The 14,473-nt window shown below is 60.9% G+C and carries 14 protein-coding genes and 5 tRNA genes; 5 read left to right on the top strand and 14 right to left on the bottom strand.

Annotated elements, in window-relative coordinates:
* Positions 1-12: 12 nt before the first annotated feature.
* The 3 genes from HU770_RS14370 to HU770_RS14360 all read left to right on the top strand — a co-directional run bounded on the left by HU770_RS14370 (position 13) and on the right by HU770_RS14360 (position 2,158).
* Positions 13-963 (top strand): dihydrodipicolinate synthase family protein, encoded by a 951-nt coding sequence (locus tag HU770_RS14370; RefSeq protein WP_186663962.1) that lies wholly within the window; start codon positions 13-15, stop codon positions 961-963.
* A 128-nt stretch (positions 964-1,091) separates the two neighbouring features.
* Positions 1,092-1,835, top strand: a complete 744-nt coding sequence (locus HU770_RS14365) for an AzlC family ABC transporter permease (RefSeq protein WP_186656191.1) — start codon at positions 1,092-1,094, stop codon at positions 1,833-1,835.
* On the top strand, positions 1,832-2,158 hold the full coding sequence (locus HU770_RS14360; RefSeq protein WP_033699548.1) for an AzlD domain-containing protein: 327 nt from the start codon (positions 1,832-1,834) through the stop codon (positions 2,156-2,158). Before HU770_RS14365 ends, HU770_RS14360 begins: the two co-directional genes overlap by 4 nt.
* A 24-nt stretch (positions 2,159-2,182) precedes the next feature.
* On the opposite strand, the gene HU770_RS14355 is transcribed toward HU770_RS14360, so the two are convergent.
* The 3 genes from HU770_RS14355 to HU770_RS14345 all read right to left on the bottom strand — a co-directional run bounded on the left by HU770_RS14355 (position 2,183) and on the right by HU770_RS14345 (position 3,252).
* A tRNA-Arg gene (locus tag HU770_RS14355) sits at positions 2,183-2,259 on the bottom strand.
* An 87-nt stretch (positions 2,260-2,346) separates the two neighbouring features.
* The gene (gene phnN, locus HU770_RS14350; protein WP_186663960.1) at positions 2,347-2,976 is read right to left on the bottom strand and encodes a phosphonate metabolism protein/1,5-bisphosphokinase (PRPP-forming) PhnN; all 630 of its coding nucleotides are present in this window, start codon (positions 2,974-2,976) and stop codon (positions 2,347-2,349) included.
* A 12-nt stretch (positions 2,977-2,988) separates the two neighbouring features.
* Positions 2,989-3,252: a hypothetical protein gene (locus HU770_RS14345; RefSeq protein WP_186664039.1), complete on the bottom strand. Its 264-nt coding sequence runs from the start codon at positions 3,250-3,252 to the stop codon at positions 2,989-2,991.
* Between the two features lie 72 nt (positions 3,253-3,324).
* Here HU770_RS14345 and HU770_RS14340 point away from each other — a divergent pair, with 72 nt between their 5' ends.
* Positions 3,325-3,651: an Arc family DNA-binding protein gene (locus HU770_RS14340; protein WP_033699552.1), complete on the top strand. Its 327-nt coding sequence runs from the start codon at positions 3,325-3,327 to the stop codon at positions 3,649-3,651.
* Positions 3,652-3,747: 96 nt separating this feature from the next.
* On the opposite strand, the gene mgtE is transcribed toward HU770_RS14340, so the two are convergent.
* From mgtE to alaS, 8 genes are all read right to left on the bottom strand, one after another.
* On the bottom strand, positions 3,748-5,190 hold the full coding sequence (gene mgtE / locus HU770_RS14335) for a magnesium transporter (protein ID WP_033699555.1): 1,443 nt from the start codon (positions 5,188-5,190) through the stop codon (positions 3,748-3,750).
* Between the two features lie 401 nt (positions 5,191-5,591).
* Positions 5,592-5,668 (bottom strand) — tRNA-Arg (locus tag HU770_RS14330).
* A 73-nt stretch (positions 5,669-5,741) separates the two neighbouring features.
* Positions 5,742-5,818 (bottom strand) — tRNA-Arg (locus tag HU770_RS14325).
* Positions 5,819-5,890: 72 nt separating this feature from the next.
* A tRNA-Arg gene (locus HU770_RS14320) sits at positions 5,891-5,967 on the bottom strand.
* A gap of 107 nt (positions 5,968-6,074) precedes the next feature.
* Positions 6,075-6,165, bottom strand: a tRNA-Ser gene (locus HU770_RS14315).
* Between the two features lie 72 nt (positions 6,166-6,237).
* A complete protein-coding gene (csrA, locus tag HU770_RS14310; protein ID WP_003254503.1) occupies positions 6,238-6,426 on the bottom strand; it encodes a carbon storage regulator CsrA in 189 nt (62 codons plus the stop codon).
* A gap of 163 nt (positions 6,427-6,589) precedes the next feature.
* Positions 6,590-7,825 carry an aspartate kinase gene (locus tag HU770_RS14305; protein ID WP_033699557.1) on the bottom strand — a complete coding sequence of 412 codons (1,236 nt, stop codon included), beginning with the start codon at positions 7,823-7,825 and terminating at the stop codon, positions 6,590-6,592.
* Between the two features lie 83 nt (positions 7,826-7,908).
* Positions 7,909-10,533, bottom strand: a complete 2,625-nt coding sequence (gene alaS, locus HU770_RS14300) for an alanine--tRNA ligase (protein ID WP_186657945.1) — start codon at positions 10,531-10,533, stop codon at positions 7,909-7,911.
* Positions 10,534-10,957: 424 nt separating this feature from the next.
* Between alaS and HU770_RS14295 the strand changes: the two genes are divergently transcribed.
* The gene (locus tag HU770_RS14295; RefSeq protein WP_186657947.1) at positions 10,958-11,794 is read left to right on the top strand and encodes a hypothetical protein; all 837 of its coding nucleotides are present in this window, start codon (positions 10,958-10,960) and stop codon (positions 11,792-11,794) included.
* Between the two features lie 5 nt (positions 11,795-11,799).
* Here HU770_RS14295 and astE read toward each other — a convergent pair whose 3' ends face one another.
* From astE to astB, 3 genes are read right to left on the bottom strand one after another with little or no spacing between them, the layout of a single operon-like run.
* Positions 11,800-12,807: a succinylglutamate desuccinylase gene (gene astE, locus HU770_RS14290; RefSeq protein WP_186657949.1), complete on the bottom strand. Its 1,008-nt coding sequence runs from the start codon at positions 12,805-12,807 to the stop codon at positions 11,800-11,802.
* Positions 12,808-12,817: 10 nt separating this feature from the next.
* A complete protein-coding gene (locus HU770_RS14285) occupies positions 12,818-13,108 on the bottom strand; it encodes a topoisomerase II (protein WP_033699561.1) in 291 nt (96 codons plus the stop codon).
* A gap of 14 nt (positions 13,109-13,122) precedes the next feature.
* On the bottom strand, positions 13,123-14,472 hold the full coding sequence (astB, locus tag HU770_RS14280; protein ID WP_186657951.1) for an N-succinylarginine dihydrolase: 1,350 nt from the start codon (positions 14,470-14,472) through the stop codon (positions 13,123-13,125).
* Between the last annotated feature and the right edge of the window lies 1 nt (position 14,473).

The raw sequence follows: 14,473 nt of genomic DNA, 5'->3' as shown, positions 1-14,473 counted from the left end.
ACCCTCGAGGTAATGACCATGAGCAACATCTTCACCGGCACCATCCCCGCACTGATGACCCCGTGCACCCCCGAGCGCAAGCCCGATTTTGACGCCCTGGTGAGCAAAGGCGGCGAACTGATCGAAGCTGGCATGAGCGCCGTGGTGTATTGCGGCTCCATGGGCGACTGGCCGCTGCTCACCGAGGCAGAGCGCCAGGAGGGGGTGGCACGCCTGGTAGCGGCCGGCATCCCGACCATCGTCGGCACCGGTGCGGTCAACTCCCGCGAAGCCGTGGCCCATGCCGCCCATGCGGCGAAGGTTGGCGCCCAGGGGTTGATGGTGATCCCCCGTGTGCTGTCCCGTGGTGCGTCGGCAGTGGCCCAAAAGGCCCACTTCAAGGCCATCCTCGATGCCGCCCCGCAGCTGCCGGCGGTGATCTACAACAGCCCGTACTACGGGTTCGCGACCCGCGCCGACCTGTTTTTCGAACTGCGCCGCGAGCACCCCAACCTGATCGGCTTCAAGGAGTTCGGCGGCGCTGCGGATATGCGTTATGCCGCAGAGTTCATCACCGCCAAAGATGATGACGTCACCTTGATGGTGGGCGTCGATACCCAGGTGGTGCACGGGTTCGTCAACTGCAATGCCACCGGCGCCATCACCGGCATTGGCAATGCGCTGCCGCGCGAGGTGCTGCACCTGGTGGCGCTGGCCAAACGTGCAGCCCAGGGCGATGCCAAAGCGCGGCGCCTTGCCGGGGAACTGGAAGCAGCCCTGGCCGTGCTGTCGTCCTTCGATGAAGGCTGCGACCTGGTGCTGTACTACAAGCACCTGATGGTGCTCAACGGCAACCCGGAATACGCCCTGCACTTCAACGAAACCGATGCATTGACCGACGCCCAGCGCCGCTATGCCGAACAGCAGTACGCGCTGTTCCGCGCCTGGTACGCCGACTGGTCGGCGGCCAACAACGTAGACTGACAACGCGCAGCCATGCCCCCTTCCCCTGGGCAGGGGGGCAGTGTGCAAGATCTACCCTTGCGGCCAGCTTTCACGGGCATTACCTTGGCAGCAACCCTCGCCCTCCCGGACATCGTCAAGGACTTCAAATGCCGTACCCCAGCGCGACCCAAGCGTTCAGACAGGGCGCCCACAGCGTCCTGCCGTTGACCTCCGGGGTCGTGCCGTTCGGCTTGATCACCGGGGTCACGGCCATCGGCATGGGCCTGTCGCCCGCCGATGCCATCGGCATGACCTTGCTGTTCTATTCAGGCTCGGCGCAAATGGTGGTGATGCAGTTGATGCAGAACAGCGCCCTGCCGGTAACCATGGTGGTCACGGCGCTGGTGATCAACCTCCGCTTCCTGATGTACAGCGCCAGCCTGGCCCCGCACCTTGGCCACCTGCCGCGGCGGCGCAAGTGGCCGATGGCCTACCTGCTTTCGGACCAGTCCTTTGCCTTGTGTTCGTTGAAAATGGCCTCGGGGGAACTGGGCCGTTTCGCCTTCCACTACTACGCCGGCACGGCCATCACCATGTGGTTCGGCTGGAACCTCTCGGTGCTAGCCGGCATATACCTGGGCGCGGGCATCCCGGAAGACTGGTCCCTGGGCTTTGCCATCCCCTTGTCGTTCCTGGCGCTGCTGATCCCCAGCCTGCGCAGCCCGGCGACCATTGGCGCGGCATTGACCGGTGGTGTACTCGCCGTGCTGGCGGTAGACCTGCCCTATAACCTGGGCCTGTTGGCAGGTGCACTGGGCGGGATCATCGCCGGCCTGCTCCTCGAGCGCCTGCAAAAAGGCAGAACCGTGCAGCCTGTGGCTGATGAACACCGCGAACAGGAAGCATCATGAGCGAAATGACCCCATGGATGACCTTCTTGCTGATCGGCCTGGGCACCTTCGCGGTGCGCTTGTCGTTCATCGAGTTCTACGCCGTGCTGCGCATACCGCCGCTGTTTCGCCGCGCCCTGGCGTATGTGCCGGCCAGCGTGCTGGCCGCACTGGTACTGCCGGCCGTGGTGCTGCCTGACCGGCAGGCCGACTTCGACTGGCTGAACCCGCAGATACCGGCCGCGATACTCGCGGGCCTGGTGGCCTGGCGAACGCGCAGCACGCTGCTGACGCTGGGCGTGGGCATGGGCGCGCTGTGGGCGTTGAAGCACTGGGGGCTGTAGGCTTTGGCGAAGGGCGTGAAGAAATGGCGTCCCAGGCAGGAATTGAACCTGCAACCTTCCCCTTAGGAGGGGGATGCTCTATCCAATTGAGCTACTGAGACGCAAACACCGGCAGTGAGCACTGCACGGTTGGACGGCCAGCATGTTAACCAGCATGCTGGCGTTTGTCATGCTGCAACAGGCCTTTTTCACGTAATCCTTTTCTGTGGGCCGGTGCCGGGCGCGTCTGGCCCGGCAATCACGCCTTCATCGTGCAGCAGTTTGAACAACTTGGTCACCGCCGCTTCGAGCGTAGTGGAGTTGTCCAACACATGCACTGACGAATCGGCGACCGCCTGCAGCCCGCTGTTACGCGCCAGGCGCTGCTCGATCTCTTGCGCGGTCTCCCGGCCTCTGGCAAGCAAGCGCTCGCGCAGCACCTGCGGTTTCACGTCGATGAGCACCGGCAGAAGGCCCGGGTAGCGCCGCCGCGCTTCGCTCAGGTAGGCCCGGGAACCGTTGACCAGTACCGGCCTGCCCGCCTGCAGCCATTGATCGACCTGTAGCGGGATGCCGTAACCCAGGCCATTGGCACGCCAGTGCATGGCGAAAGCACCTTGGGCACACAGCGCTTCGAACTGCTCGGCAGTGACGCCATGGGCAGCTTCACCCTTGGCTTCGGCCGAACGGGTGATGACGCGACGGGCGATTTGCACCCCGGCTGCAACAAGTTGTTCGCGCGCGGCATCGATCAGGGAATCTTTCCCGGAACCCGAGGGTCCTATGAGAAATATCAGCCGGCCTGTCGCTGATCGACGAGCGCTTGCGTCATGTTGCATAGCCACTATGCTCTAAGGAAGGAAACCCGCGCATTCTAGGTGTTTTCTTGGCCTTTTGCTGCGTTTTACCAGTTTTTGACGGCAGAAGAATGACAGCAGGGCAAGTTGGGGCAGGTAAAACTTTTCAAACCAGTGCTCATTTCTGATAATTGGTACTGGCATAAAGCCTTTATCCAGCTCACTATTTGTCACAGAATTGACGCCAAGGAAACGGCGAGCATGAGGCAAGATGAGCATCCAATTTTCCATGTCGGTTGAACATTTTGTCGTCGTCACGGTCGTACTTCCACCCCCGTGCGGCCAATTTGACAACCGCGTCCCCTGAACCAGAAAATCCGGTCAATTTATATGCGCCCATTGAAACAGGCTATTTATTCGAGCCGCACTGCTGACAAGTTTGTCGTCCGCCTGCCAGACGGGATGCGTGAGCGCATTGCCGAGGTAGCGCGCAACCATCACCGCAGCATGAACTCCGAAATCATCGCGCGCCTGGAACAGAGCCTTATCCAGGAAGGTGCGTTGGGTGACGAGCTGAGCATGCGCCTGGACAGCCCTGAACTGTCCCTGCATGAGCGCGAGCTGCTGCAGCGCTTCCGCCAACTGTCGCACCGACAGCAGAACGCTCTGGTCGCCCTCATCGCTCACGATGTGGAAATGGCCGCAGACGCTTCCTGACGTCAGCTTGCAATCGAGTACAAAAAAGCCAGCGTAAGCTGGCTTTTTTGGTTCTGCCTGTGGGAGCCGGGTTCACCCGCCCCCACACGCCGGGGTTCAGAGCAGGAACAGCGTCGCCAGCCCGAGGAAGATGAAGAACCCGCCACTGTCGGTAACCGCAGTGATCATCACACTCGACCCCATCGCCGGATCGCGCCCCAGACGCGTCAGCGTCATCGGGATCAACACGCCCATCAGCGCGGCCAACAGCAGGTTAAGCGTCATCGCCGCGGTCATCACCAGGCCCAGCGACCAGCTGTCATACAGCCAGAACGCCACCACGCCGATTACGCCACCCCAAATCAGGCCGTTGAGCAGCGACACCGCCAGCTCCTTGCGCATCAACCGACTGGTATTGCCTGGCGACACCTGGTCCAGCGCCATGGCGCGCACGATCATGGTGATGGTCTGGTTGCCCGAGTTACCCCCAATACCTGCCACGATCGGCATCAGCGCAGCCAGCGCCACCAGCTTCTCGATCGACCCCTCGAACAGGCCGATCACGCGCGAGGCCAGAAACGCCGTGATCAGGTTGATGGCCAGCCATGCCCAGCGGTTGCGCAGCGAACGCCAGACCGAAGCGAAGATGTCTTCTTCTTCGCGCAGACCTGCCATGTTCAGCACTTCGCTCTCGCTCTCCTCACGGATCAGGTCCACCATTTCGTCGATGGTCAGACGGCCGATCAAGCGATCGCTCTTGTCCACCACCGGGGCGGATACGAGGTCGTAACGCTCGAAGGCTTGAGCAGCGTCGTAGGCATCTTCATCGGGGTGGAAGGACACAGGGTCGGTCGCCATGACCTCCGCCACCTTCTTGTCCGGGTCATTGACCAGTAGACGCTTGATAGGCAGCACGCCCTTGAGGATGCCGTCATAGTCGACCACGAAGAGTTTGTCGGTGTGGTTCGGCAACTCTTTCAGGCGGCGCAGGTAACGCAACACGACTTCGAGGCTGACGTCTTCGCGGATGGTGACCATCTCGAAGTCCATCAGCGCACCCACCTGCTCCTCGTCGTAGCTCAACGCCGAGCGCACACGCTCGCGTTGCTGGGCATCGAGGGTTTCCATCAACTCGTGAACGACGTCGCGCGGCAGCTCCGGCGCCAGGTCGGCGAGTTCGTCGGCGTCCATTTCCTTGGCAGCAGCGAGCAGTTCGTGATCGTCCATGTCGGCGATCAGCGACTGACGAACCGAATCGGAAACTTCAAGCAGGATGTCGCCGTCGCGGTCCGAGCGCACCAGCTGCCAGACCGTCAGGCGGTCTTCCAGGGGCAATGCTTCGAGGATGTAGGCGACGTCGGCGGGGTGCAGGTCATCGAGCTTGCGTTGCAGCTCGACCAGGTTCTGGCGGTGGACCAGGTTTTCCACCAGGTCGTGGTGAGCACCCTCCTGGCGGTGGGTGAGGTCTTCGACCACACGCTGACGCTGCAGCAGTTCGACCACCTGGGCCAGGCGATCCTGCAGGCTCTCTTGCGCTTTCTTTACTTCTACTTCAGTCATAGGCGAGCTCCACTCCCAGCAGCGGAGCACGCCGGGGGAATCAATCGGTCAGATCTTTCTGTATGAAACTTGTTAAGGAGTAACTACTGGGTAAGTCCATGGTGGTATTCCACAAGCCCCGGCGGGGCTGACGGGCGCAATCATACACTGCCTCGGCGGGCAGATCGCTTAAATTTTTGGCCAGAACAATCGTTTGCGAGATAAAGCTAGGACAACGCTCGAAGCTATCAGTGCGACGGCTGTACTGGATCAGGAAGCACATTTGTTTTCTTGGCAGGCGGCGCGCCAGCTTCTGGCGGCACCCCAGCGATTACAGAAAAGCTTAGTTGGACATCGCCGACAATTCAGCGAAACAGAAAAACAAAAAGCCCGCTTGAATAAGCGGGCTTCTTGTTTGTGTGTGGCGGACTCAGCAGGATTCGAACCTGCGACCGCTCGGTTCGTAGCCGAGTACTCTATCCAGCTGAGCTATGAGTCCGCAATGGGTAGTTTTAGACCAGATTACCACTGGTTGTCTGAAGTAGCTTTGCAAGCAGAGCCACTTCAAAAAGTGGCGGACTCAGCAGGATTCGAACCTGCGACCGCTCGGTTCGTAGCCGAGTACTCTATCCAGCTGAGCTATGAGTCCGCAATAGGTAGTTTTAGACCAGATTACCACTGGTTGTTTGAAGTAGCCTTGTAAGCAAAGCCACTTCAAAAGTGGCGGACTCAGCAGGATTCGAACCTGCGACCGCTCGGTTCGTAGCCGAGTACTCTATCCAGCTGAGCTATGAGTCCGTGTCTTGCCGCGCATTATAGGCCGCTGAATCATTTTAGCAAGAACTTTTTTCGTTTAATTTCAACGACTTAGCGTTCTTACCGATTACAGCGCCCTAAGCGAATAATGGCGGTGAAGGGGGGATTCGAACCCCCGATACCCTTATGAGGTATACTCCCTTAGCAGGGGAGCGCCTTCGGCCACTCGGCCACCTCACCGCAACACGAGGCGAATATTAAAGAACCTCTTTCACCTTTGCAACCCTTTTTTTGAAAAAAACTTCAAAAAAATTAAAGGCTTGGCTCTTCATCCTTCTCCTTCTTGATCCGCAGGTAGATTTCCTCGCGGTGAACAGCCACTTCTTTAGGGGCGCTGACGCCAATACGCACCTGGTTGCCTTTGACGCCAAGCACCGTCACGGTGATCTCGCCGTCTCCAATGATCAGGCTCTCGGCGCACCGACGAGTCAGAATCAACATAGCTTTCTCCTTACGCATAACTTTCAGGGGTAACAGTCTTGGGTATCAGGGCCTGGCCGTGGACGACGACCCAGGCCCTGGTTGTTCGCCACGCAGGGCAAGCGCCTGCCTGGCGAGCAGAAACGCGAAGGGCGCGGCAAGCCGCGCCCTTCCAGGCAGCGCCTTACTCGCCCTGTCGGGCAGGAGCGTCGAGCTCGAACGCGGTGTGCAGCGCGCGTACGGCCAGCTCCAGGTACTTCTCTTCGATCACTACCGACACCTTGATCTCGGAGGTGGAGATCATCTGGATGTTGATGCTCTCCTTGGCCAGGGCTTCGAACATGCGGCTGGCAACGCCGGCGTGTGAGCGCATGCCAACGCCAACGATCGAGACCTTGGCGATCTTGATGTCGCCGATCACTTCACGGGCACCGATTTCGCGGGCGGTGTTTTCCAGCACGCTTTGCGCCTTCTCGTACTCGTTGCGGTGTACGGTGAAGGTGAAGTCGGTGGTGTTATCGTGCGCAACGTTCTGCACGATCATGTCGACTTCGATGTTCGAGGCGCTGATCGGGCCGAGGATCTTGAAGGCCACGCCCGGGGTGTCCGGCACGCCGCGAATGGTCAGCTTGGCTTCATCACGGTTGAAGGCGATACCGGAAATGATCGGCTGTTCCATGGATTCCTCTTCATCAATGGTAATGAGGGTACCTGGACCCTCCTTGAAGCTGTGCAGCACGCGCAGCGGGACGTTGTACTTGCCGGCGAACTCCACCGAACGGATCTGCAGCACCTTGGAGCCGAGGCTGGCCATTTCCAGCATCTCTTCGAAGGTGATCTTCTCCAGGCGCTGCGCCTGCGGCACAACGCGCGGGTCAGTGGTGTAGACGCCATCGACGTCGGTGTAGATCTGGCACTCGTCGGCCTTGAGCGCCGCCGCCAGGGCCACGCCGGTGGTGTCGGAGCCACCACGGCCAAGGGTGGTGATGCTGCCGTGCTCGTCGACGCCCTGGAAGCCTGCAACCACGACCACGCGCCCTTCCTTGAGGTCGTTACGAATCTTCTGGTCGTCGATCTGCAGGATGCGCGCCTTGTTGTGCGAGCTATCGGTCAGAATGCGTACCTGATTGCCGGTGTAGGACACCGCTGGCACACCACGCTTGATCAAGGCCATGGTCAGCAGGGCAATGGTGACCTGCTCACCGGTCGACACGATCACGTCCAGCTCACGTGGAACCGGCTGATCGGTGATCTGCTTGGCCAGATCGATCAGGCGATTGGTTTCACCGCTCATGGCCGACAGCACAACCACCAGGTCGTCGCCTGCCTCACGGTGTTTCTTGACCTTTTCGGCTACCTGCTCGATCCGCTCGATGGAACCGACAGAGGTGCCGCCAAATTTCTGTACGATCAACGCCATTTCAATGGTGCCTCAGCCCATACAGGGCCCCAAAAAACAATCCAACATGAAGGGGCCGGCGACTACCCGCCGGCCCCCTCATCTCAAAGTCCCTGCTCTGCGAACGGCACGGCCAGCGCCAGGGCCTGGTCCAGCGCAGCGACGTCGACGCCACCACCCTGGGCCATGTCCGGACGGCCACCGCCCTTGCCACCCACTTTTGCTGCGGCTTGTTTCATCAGATCGCCAGCCTTGAGTTGGCTGGAGAGGTCTTTGGTCACGCCGGCCACCAGCACGACCTTGCCCTCATGCTCGCTGCCCAGCAGGATCACTGCGTGGCCGAGCTTGTTCTTCAGCTGATCGACCAGGGCCAGCAGGGCCTTGCCATCCTGCCCATCCAGGCGAGCGGCAAGTACCTTGGCACCTTTGACCTCAACGGCCGCGTTGGAGAGATCATCCCCGGCGGCGCTGGCGGCTTTGGCCTGCAGCTGTTCCAGCTGCTTCTCCAGCTGACGGTTGCGCTCGAGCACAGCCGACAGCTTGTCGATCAGGTTGTCACGATTACCCTTGACCAGTTGCGCGGCTTCCTTGACCTGCTCTTCGGCAGCGTTCAGGTAGGCCAGCGCAGCCGCGCCGGTAACCGCTTCGATACGACGTACGCCAGAGGCCACGCCGCCTTCGCTGATGATCTTGAACAGGCTGATATCACCCGTGCGCTTGGCATGGATACCACCGCACAGCTCCACCGAGAAATCGCCACCCATGCTCAGCACACGCACGGTGTCGCCGTACTTCTCGCCGAACAGGGCCATGGCGCCTTTGCGCTTGGCGGTTTCGATGTCGGTCACCTCGGTCAGCACTTCGGTGTTGCGGCGCACTTCACGGTTGACGATCTCTTCCAGCGCCTTGATTTGCTCTGGCTTGACCGCCTCGAAGTGGCTGAAGTCGAAACGCAGGCGCTGGCTGTCGACCAGCGAGCCCTTCTGCTGTACGTGGTCGCCCAGCACCTGGCGCAGCGCTTCGTGCAGCAGGTGGGTGGCCGAGTGGTTCAGCGAAGTGGCGTGCTGCACTTCGGCATCGACCTTGGCCTCGACCTCGGCACCCACGCTCAGCGCACCGCTGGCCACCACACCGTGGTGCAGGAAGGCACCGCCGGTCTTGGTGGTGTCGCGCACGTCGAAGCGCACGGCGCCAGCCTGCAGGTAACCGCAGTCACCGACCTGGCCACCGGACTCGGCGTAGAACGGCGTGCGATCGAGGACCACTACACCCTGTTCGCCCTCGCCCAGTTGCTCGACGGCCTGGCCGTCCTTGTACAGGGCGATGACCTTGGCCTGGCCTTCAGTGGTGGTGTAGCCCAGGAAGTCAGTGGCGGTGTCGACCTTGACCAGGCTGTTGTAGTCCATGCCGAAGGCACTGGCAGAGCGGGCACGCTCACGCTGGGCGTCCATTTCGCGCTCGAAACCGGCTTCGTCGATGGTCAGCTCGCGCTCACGGGCGATGTCGGCGGTCAGGTCCATGGGGAAGCCGTAGGTGTCGTACAGCTTGAACACCACGTCACCCGGGACCACGTCACCCTGCAGTTGCGCCAGGTCCTGTTCGAGGATGCGCAGGCCTTGCTCCAGGGTCTTGGCGAACTGCTCTTCTTCAGCCTTGAGCACGCGTTCGATATGCGCCTGCTGGCTTTTCAGTTCAGGGAAGGCTTCACCCATTTCGGCCACCAGCGCGGCAACGATCTGGTAGAAGAAGCTGCCCTTGGCACCCAGCTTGTTACCGTGGCGGCAAGCGCGGCGGATGATGCGGCGCAGCACGTAGCCACGGCCTTCGTTGGATGGCAGCACGCCATCGGCAATCAGGAAGCCGCAAGAACGGATGTGATCGGCGACCACTTTCAGCGACGCCTGGCTGTCATTGCTGCAACCGATGGCCTTGGCCGCCGCGCTCAGCAGGTTCTGAAAGAGGTCGATCTCGTAGTTCGAGTGAACATGTTGCAGTACCGCACTGACCCGTTCCAGGCCCATGCCGGTGTCTACCGACGGGGCTGGCAGCGGGTGCAAGACGCCATCGGCGGTGCGGTTGAACTGCATGAAGACGTTGTTCCAGATCTCGATGTAACGGTCGCCGTCTTCTTCCGGGGAGCCGGGTGGGCCGCCCCAGATGTCGGCGCCGTGGTCGTAGAAGATCTCGGTGCAGGGGCCGCACGGGCCGGTATCGCCCATGGTCCAGAAGTTGTCGGACGCGTAGGGGGCGCCTTTGTTGTCACCGATGCGCACCATGCGCTCGGCCGGCACGCCGATTTCCTTGGTCCAGATGTCGTAGGCTTCGTCATCGGTGGCGTACACGGTAACCCAGAGCTTTTCCTTGGGCAGGTTAAGCCACTTGTCCGAGGTCAGGAAGGTCCAGGCGTAGGTGATCGCGTCACGCTTGAAATAGTCGCCGAAGCTGAAGTTGCCCAGCATCTCGAAGAACGTATGGTGACGCGCGGTGTAGCCGACGTTTTCCAGGTCGTTGTGCTTGCCGCCGGCGCGTACGCACTTCTGGCTGCTGACCGCGCGGGTGTAGGCGCGTTTTTCCTGGCCGAGGAAGCAGTCCTTGAACTGGTTCATGCCGGCGTTGGTAAACAGCAGGGTCGGGTCATTGCCCGGAATCAGGGAGCTGGAGGCGACTCGGGTATGCCCCTGCTCCTCGAAGAAGCGAAGGAAGGCTTCACGGATTTCTGCGCTTTTCATAGGTTCTTCCACGGAAACGGCGGCCCTGATGGGCAAACGCGTCGACGAAACGACGGCAAAGGGCCGCATTATATCGGTCCTGCAAGCTCGGTGCAGTGTGTTTATGCGATGGAAAACGTCGATTAGACGGTTTTCAGGCGGTTGCAAACGAAAATGACATGACCGGATGCTAATTGCAGCCTTTCGCCACTGGCAAGCCCATTACGGCCGAAGGGAAGGGAAAATGGAATAGACGGTGAATTAAAAGGTTTTCATTCGAAATCGGATCCAAACCGACTCTCTCACTGGCGGCGGGTTGGCCGCGCCGACCGGCAAGCGGCACCCTCCATAGCACACTGAAGAATGTCTCAGCGCTATCTGTGTAGCGCCCTGTGTCCTGCGTTCATACCTAGTCTGGCCAACCCTTTTCCCAGAGCACATGCACATGACTACCCATGCAGTAACTGCGCAGCGCGTGGACGGTAATGACAGAAGCAAAGGCGCCGGTTTCGGCGAAATGGATGAAGCAATCGGCTATGACAACCCGTCGCCTTCAGGGCTCGGCGTCTCACGGGTGTATTTCAATTACGAGCTGTTCGATCTCTACAAGGCGCCCTTGGTACATTTTCAGCGCAGGGTCATCGAGGCCATCGATGACGAGGAAAACGTCGGTAACCTGGACGAGATTCTGGTCTGGTTGAGTACCGCCAATGTGAAATTGAGCCAGGGCAGCGATATCACCCTGGAAGTCGAAGGCGAATCTTTCATCATTCAGCAGGCCTCACCTGAGCAGCGGCTTCATTTGCTGTTCATGGGCACAACGCTGCCAGAAACGATTGGCGCTGGCGTCACGTGCCCGCTGCGCATTGACGCCAGCGCCGACCCGGACAGGCATTTTGAAATCACCGCCATCGAAAACCTGTACCTCTACGGCACCCCACAGTTCCTGGCACGCGTCTTCGAACAGCTGGCCCTTCTGCCGGGCTACCCCGAACTCAAGCGGCTTCTGGATACAGCGCGCCAACAGTACGCCAGCGTGCCTGATATCGTGCTCATGCAGCGCCATGCCGGGCCGCCGCAACAGGGCCCGGGCTTTGACCTGCAACGCGTGATCCCTGCCAAGTATTCACATCTGCTGCCGGGCAGCTACACCGCTGTGCTTTACGACCCCTATGACGCCAGCGGCCTCGACGGACTGACCACGTTGGCGAGAATCCTGCAGCAGGCCTATGACGCACTGGCACCAGACATGCTGGCCCCTGCCCCAACGTCAGCCGACTGACCGGTTCAGGCCAGACTACGCCCTTCATCAGGCACGATGAGAATCCCTGCCCTGAGGCCATTCCTGACCTTGGGGTTGGGGAAGATGATGCGCGCACCCTCCTCTTCGACTACCCAGCGCATCTCGGCCAGGTCTTCAGCCAACAGGTAACCTTTGCTCAACTCGGAGAAGTTTTCGATATCCGCCGGCAAGTGCAGGCGGAAGCCCTCGCTGTGCTTGATGATCTCGCGGGCGACACTGAACAGTTTCAGGCCATCGAGCGAGTCTTGCGCCTCGGGTTCGGTGCCTTCGATGATCTGGATCAGGCGCTTTTCCAGCTTGTCCAGATTGACCTCTTCGTTCTGCCCGAACGGCCGCGCCCTGCCCAACTCCAGGGTAAACGCCTCGGCATCGAGCTGCTCATAGGTGAATGCACTGAAGGTGATGGACGACTTGCTCTGCAGCAGCACCGCCTCCATGCCGGCTGCCGCCAGGCGCGCCAGCTCTCGACGAGAATGTTTGCGCCCTTCCTTGTACGGGTACAGGGCGAACTGCTCGATCTTCGAACCACGGATGGCGGTATGCAGGTCGTAATGCAAGCGCAAGCGCTCGGGCTTGCTGAAGAACACCCGGGCAAACTGCTCAAGCTCCGCGGCGCGCAGCGCCTCGAAACCACTGGAAAGCTCGTGACGGCCATTGAACAGGCGGTTGATGTCCTGCTCGATGAAGCGCTCGCCCTTGCGGATGGCCGCCGGGTTACCGAACAGGAACAACACCCGCGCGCACGGTTTGATCTTGCCATTGGCCACGCCATGCAGCAGCCGTTCGAGCAATTCGATCGGCGCTGTTTCGTTGCCATGGATGCCGGCCGACAACAGCAGGTCGAGCCCGCAATCTTCAGCCTCGGTCGGGCGCACTTCGAGTGCGCCCTCCCCCAGCCAGCGCAAACGCACGCCCTTGGGTGTAACTTGGGTCTTCTCGGCCGGTTCGTGATCGGTCAAGGTCAGCTCAAGCAATTTGCCGAGGGCGAGCATAGGCACTTCCTTAGTGTTGGTGGCCGCAGTCTGGGCCATGGACGTGATCGTCGCCGTCAGCGACTTCGGCCGGCTCCATCTCCAGCTGCAGGCTGACCAGGTTGGTGGCCATCGGGCGCAGCAGCAGGTTGGCGTACTCGGTGTCGTCTTCCTCGACGTCCACGCCAATCAGCAACTGGCCGCGGCCGTCCTGCTGAATCCACACTTCCTTGCCTTGCCAGACAACGGCAAAGCGAGTGCAGGAAGTTTCCAGCTGGGTGCCGTCTTCGTCTTCGAGGATCAGGCGCAGGGCATCGGTCATTACTTAGTCTCTCTTCAAGGTTGGCGTTGGAACGGATAGACCGAACCCAATTGCAGAATCTGAGTCAACTCATCCAGTGCCGTACGGCATTCGACCAACAACTGCGGGTCGGCAAGGTCCGCTTCGCCCATGCGGTCGCGGTAATGCTTGTCTACCCACTGCAGCAGCGTGTCGTACAGCGGCGCGGTCATGATAACGCCTGGATTGACCGCCGCCAGTTCCGATTCCTTCAACGCTACGCGAAGACGCAGGCAAGCAGGGCCCCCGCCGTTCTGCATGCTTTGCTTGAGGTCGAACACCTTGACCTCGCTTACCGGGCCGCCCTGCTGGGTCAACTGGCCAAGATAAGCCCAGACCCGCTCGTTGCTCCGGCATTCTTCCGGCACCACCAACAGCATGGAGCCGTCATCGCGGCTGAGCAGCTGACTGTTGAACAGGTAGGAACGCACCGCATCCTCCACCGCCACTGCCGCACGCGACACACGGATGGCCTGGAAGTTGCCACCCTTACTGGCCAGTTTAGCTTGCAGCTGGCCAAGCACCGCATCGGTCTCGAGGAAGGCGTCTTCGTGGTAGAACAGCACCTCGCCGTTACCCACCGAAATCACGTCATTGTGGAACACGCCCTGGTCGATCACCGCCGGGTTCTGTTGAGCGTAGACCACGCCGTCGTCGCTCAGGCCGTGCAGCCGGGCCACGGCTTGGGACGCTTCCAGGGTCTGGCGCGCCGGGTACTTCTGCGGCGCGGGGTAGCGGCTGTCGAACGCGCTGCGGCCGTAGACGAAGAATTCGACGCCCGCTTCGCCGTAGCGACGGCAGAAGCGTGTGTGGTTGGCCGCACCCTCGTCGCCGAACTGCGCCACCGCCGGCAACGCCGGGTGGTGAGCGAAGTGCCTGTCATCGGCGAACATCGCACCCAGCACACGGCTGGTGGTCGGGTGCTCGATACTGCGGTGGTACTTGCAGTTGAGGTTGGCGGCCGTGAAATGCACGCGACCATCGGCCGTGTCGGCACTGGGGCTGACCGTGGCGGCATTGGCCACCCACATGCTCGACGCCGAGCAACTGGCGACCAGCAAGGGCATGGCTTCCCTGGCTGCGCGCTGGATCACCTCGGCATCGCTGCCTGAGAAGCCCAGGCGGCGCAACGCGGCCACGTCTGGCCGTTCCTGCGGGGCCAGCACGCCCTGCTTGAAGCCCATGTCGGCCAGGGCCTTCATTTTTGCCAGGCCCTGGCGCGCGGCTTCGCGCGGGTTGGACGACTGCTGGCTGTTGCTCTGCGAAGCCACATTGCCGTAGGACAAGCCGCCATAGTTGTGGGTTGGCCCCACCAGGCCATCAAAATTCACTTCGTAGGATTTCATC

This window comes from Pseudomonas sp. SWRI68, assembly GCF_014269165.1.
Lineage (GTDB): Bacteria > Pseudomonadota > Gammaproteobacteria > Pseudomonadales > Pseudomonadaceae > Aquipseudomonas > Aquipseudomonas capeferrum.
The sequence above is the reverse complement of the archived record's forward strand: the minus strand, read 5'-3'. Positions and strand labels throughout refer to the sequence as shown.

Coding starts and splice junctions, on each gene's coding strand:
- HU770_RS14370 (WP_186663962.1), top strand. CDS start 13: ATGACCATGAGCAACATCTTCACCGGCACCATCCCCGCACTGATGACC.
- HU770_RS14365 (WP_186656191.1), top strand. CDS start 1,092: ATGCCGTACCCCAGCGCGACCCAAGCGTTCAGACAGGGCGCCCACAGC.
- HU770_RS14360 (WP_033699548.1), top strand. CDS start 1,832: ATGAGCGAAATGACCCCATGGATGACCTTCTTGCTGATCGGCCTGGGC.
- phnN (WP_186663960.1), bottom strand. CDS start 2,976: ATGCAACATGACGCAAGCGCTCGTCGATCAGCGACAGGCCGGCTGATA.
- HU770_RS14340 (WP_033699552.1), top strand. CDS start 3,325: ATGCGCCCATTGAAACAGGCTATTTATTCGAGCCGCACTGCTGACAAG.
- mgtE (WP_033699555.1), bottom strand. CDS start 5,190: ATGACTGAAGTAGAAGTAAAGAAAGCGCAAGAGAGCCTGCAGGATCGC.
- csrA (WP_003254503.1), bottom strand. CDS start 6,426: ATGTTGATTCTGACTCGTCGGTGCGCCGAGAGCCTGATCATTGGAGAC.
- HU770_RS14305 (WP_033699557.1), bottom strand. CDS start 7,825: ATGGCGTTGATCGTACAGAAATTTGGCGGCACCTCTGTCGGTTCCATC.
- alaS (WP_186657945.1), bottom strand. CDS start 10,533: ATGAAAAGCGCAGAAATCCGTGAAGCCTTCCTTCGCTTCTTCGAGGAG.
- HU770_RS14295 (WP_186657947.1), top strand. CDS start 10,958: ATGACTACCCATGCAGTAACTGCGCAGCGCGTGGACGGTAATGACAGA.
- astE (WP_186657949.1), bottom strand. CDS start 12,807: ATGCTCGCCCTCGGCAAATTGCTTGAGCTGACCTTGACCGATCACGAA.
- HU770_RS14285 (WP_033699561.1), bottom strand. CDS start 13,108: ATGACCGATGCCCTGCGCCTGATCCTCGAAGACGAAGACGGCACCCAG.
- astB (WP_186657951.1), bottom strand. CDS start 14,472: ATGAAATCCTACGAAGTGAATTTTGATGGCCTGGTGGGGCCAACCCAC.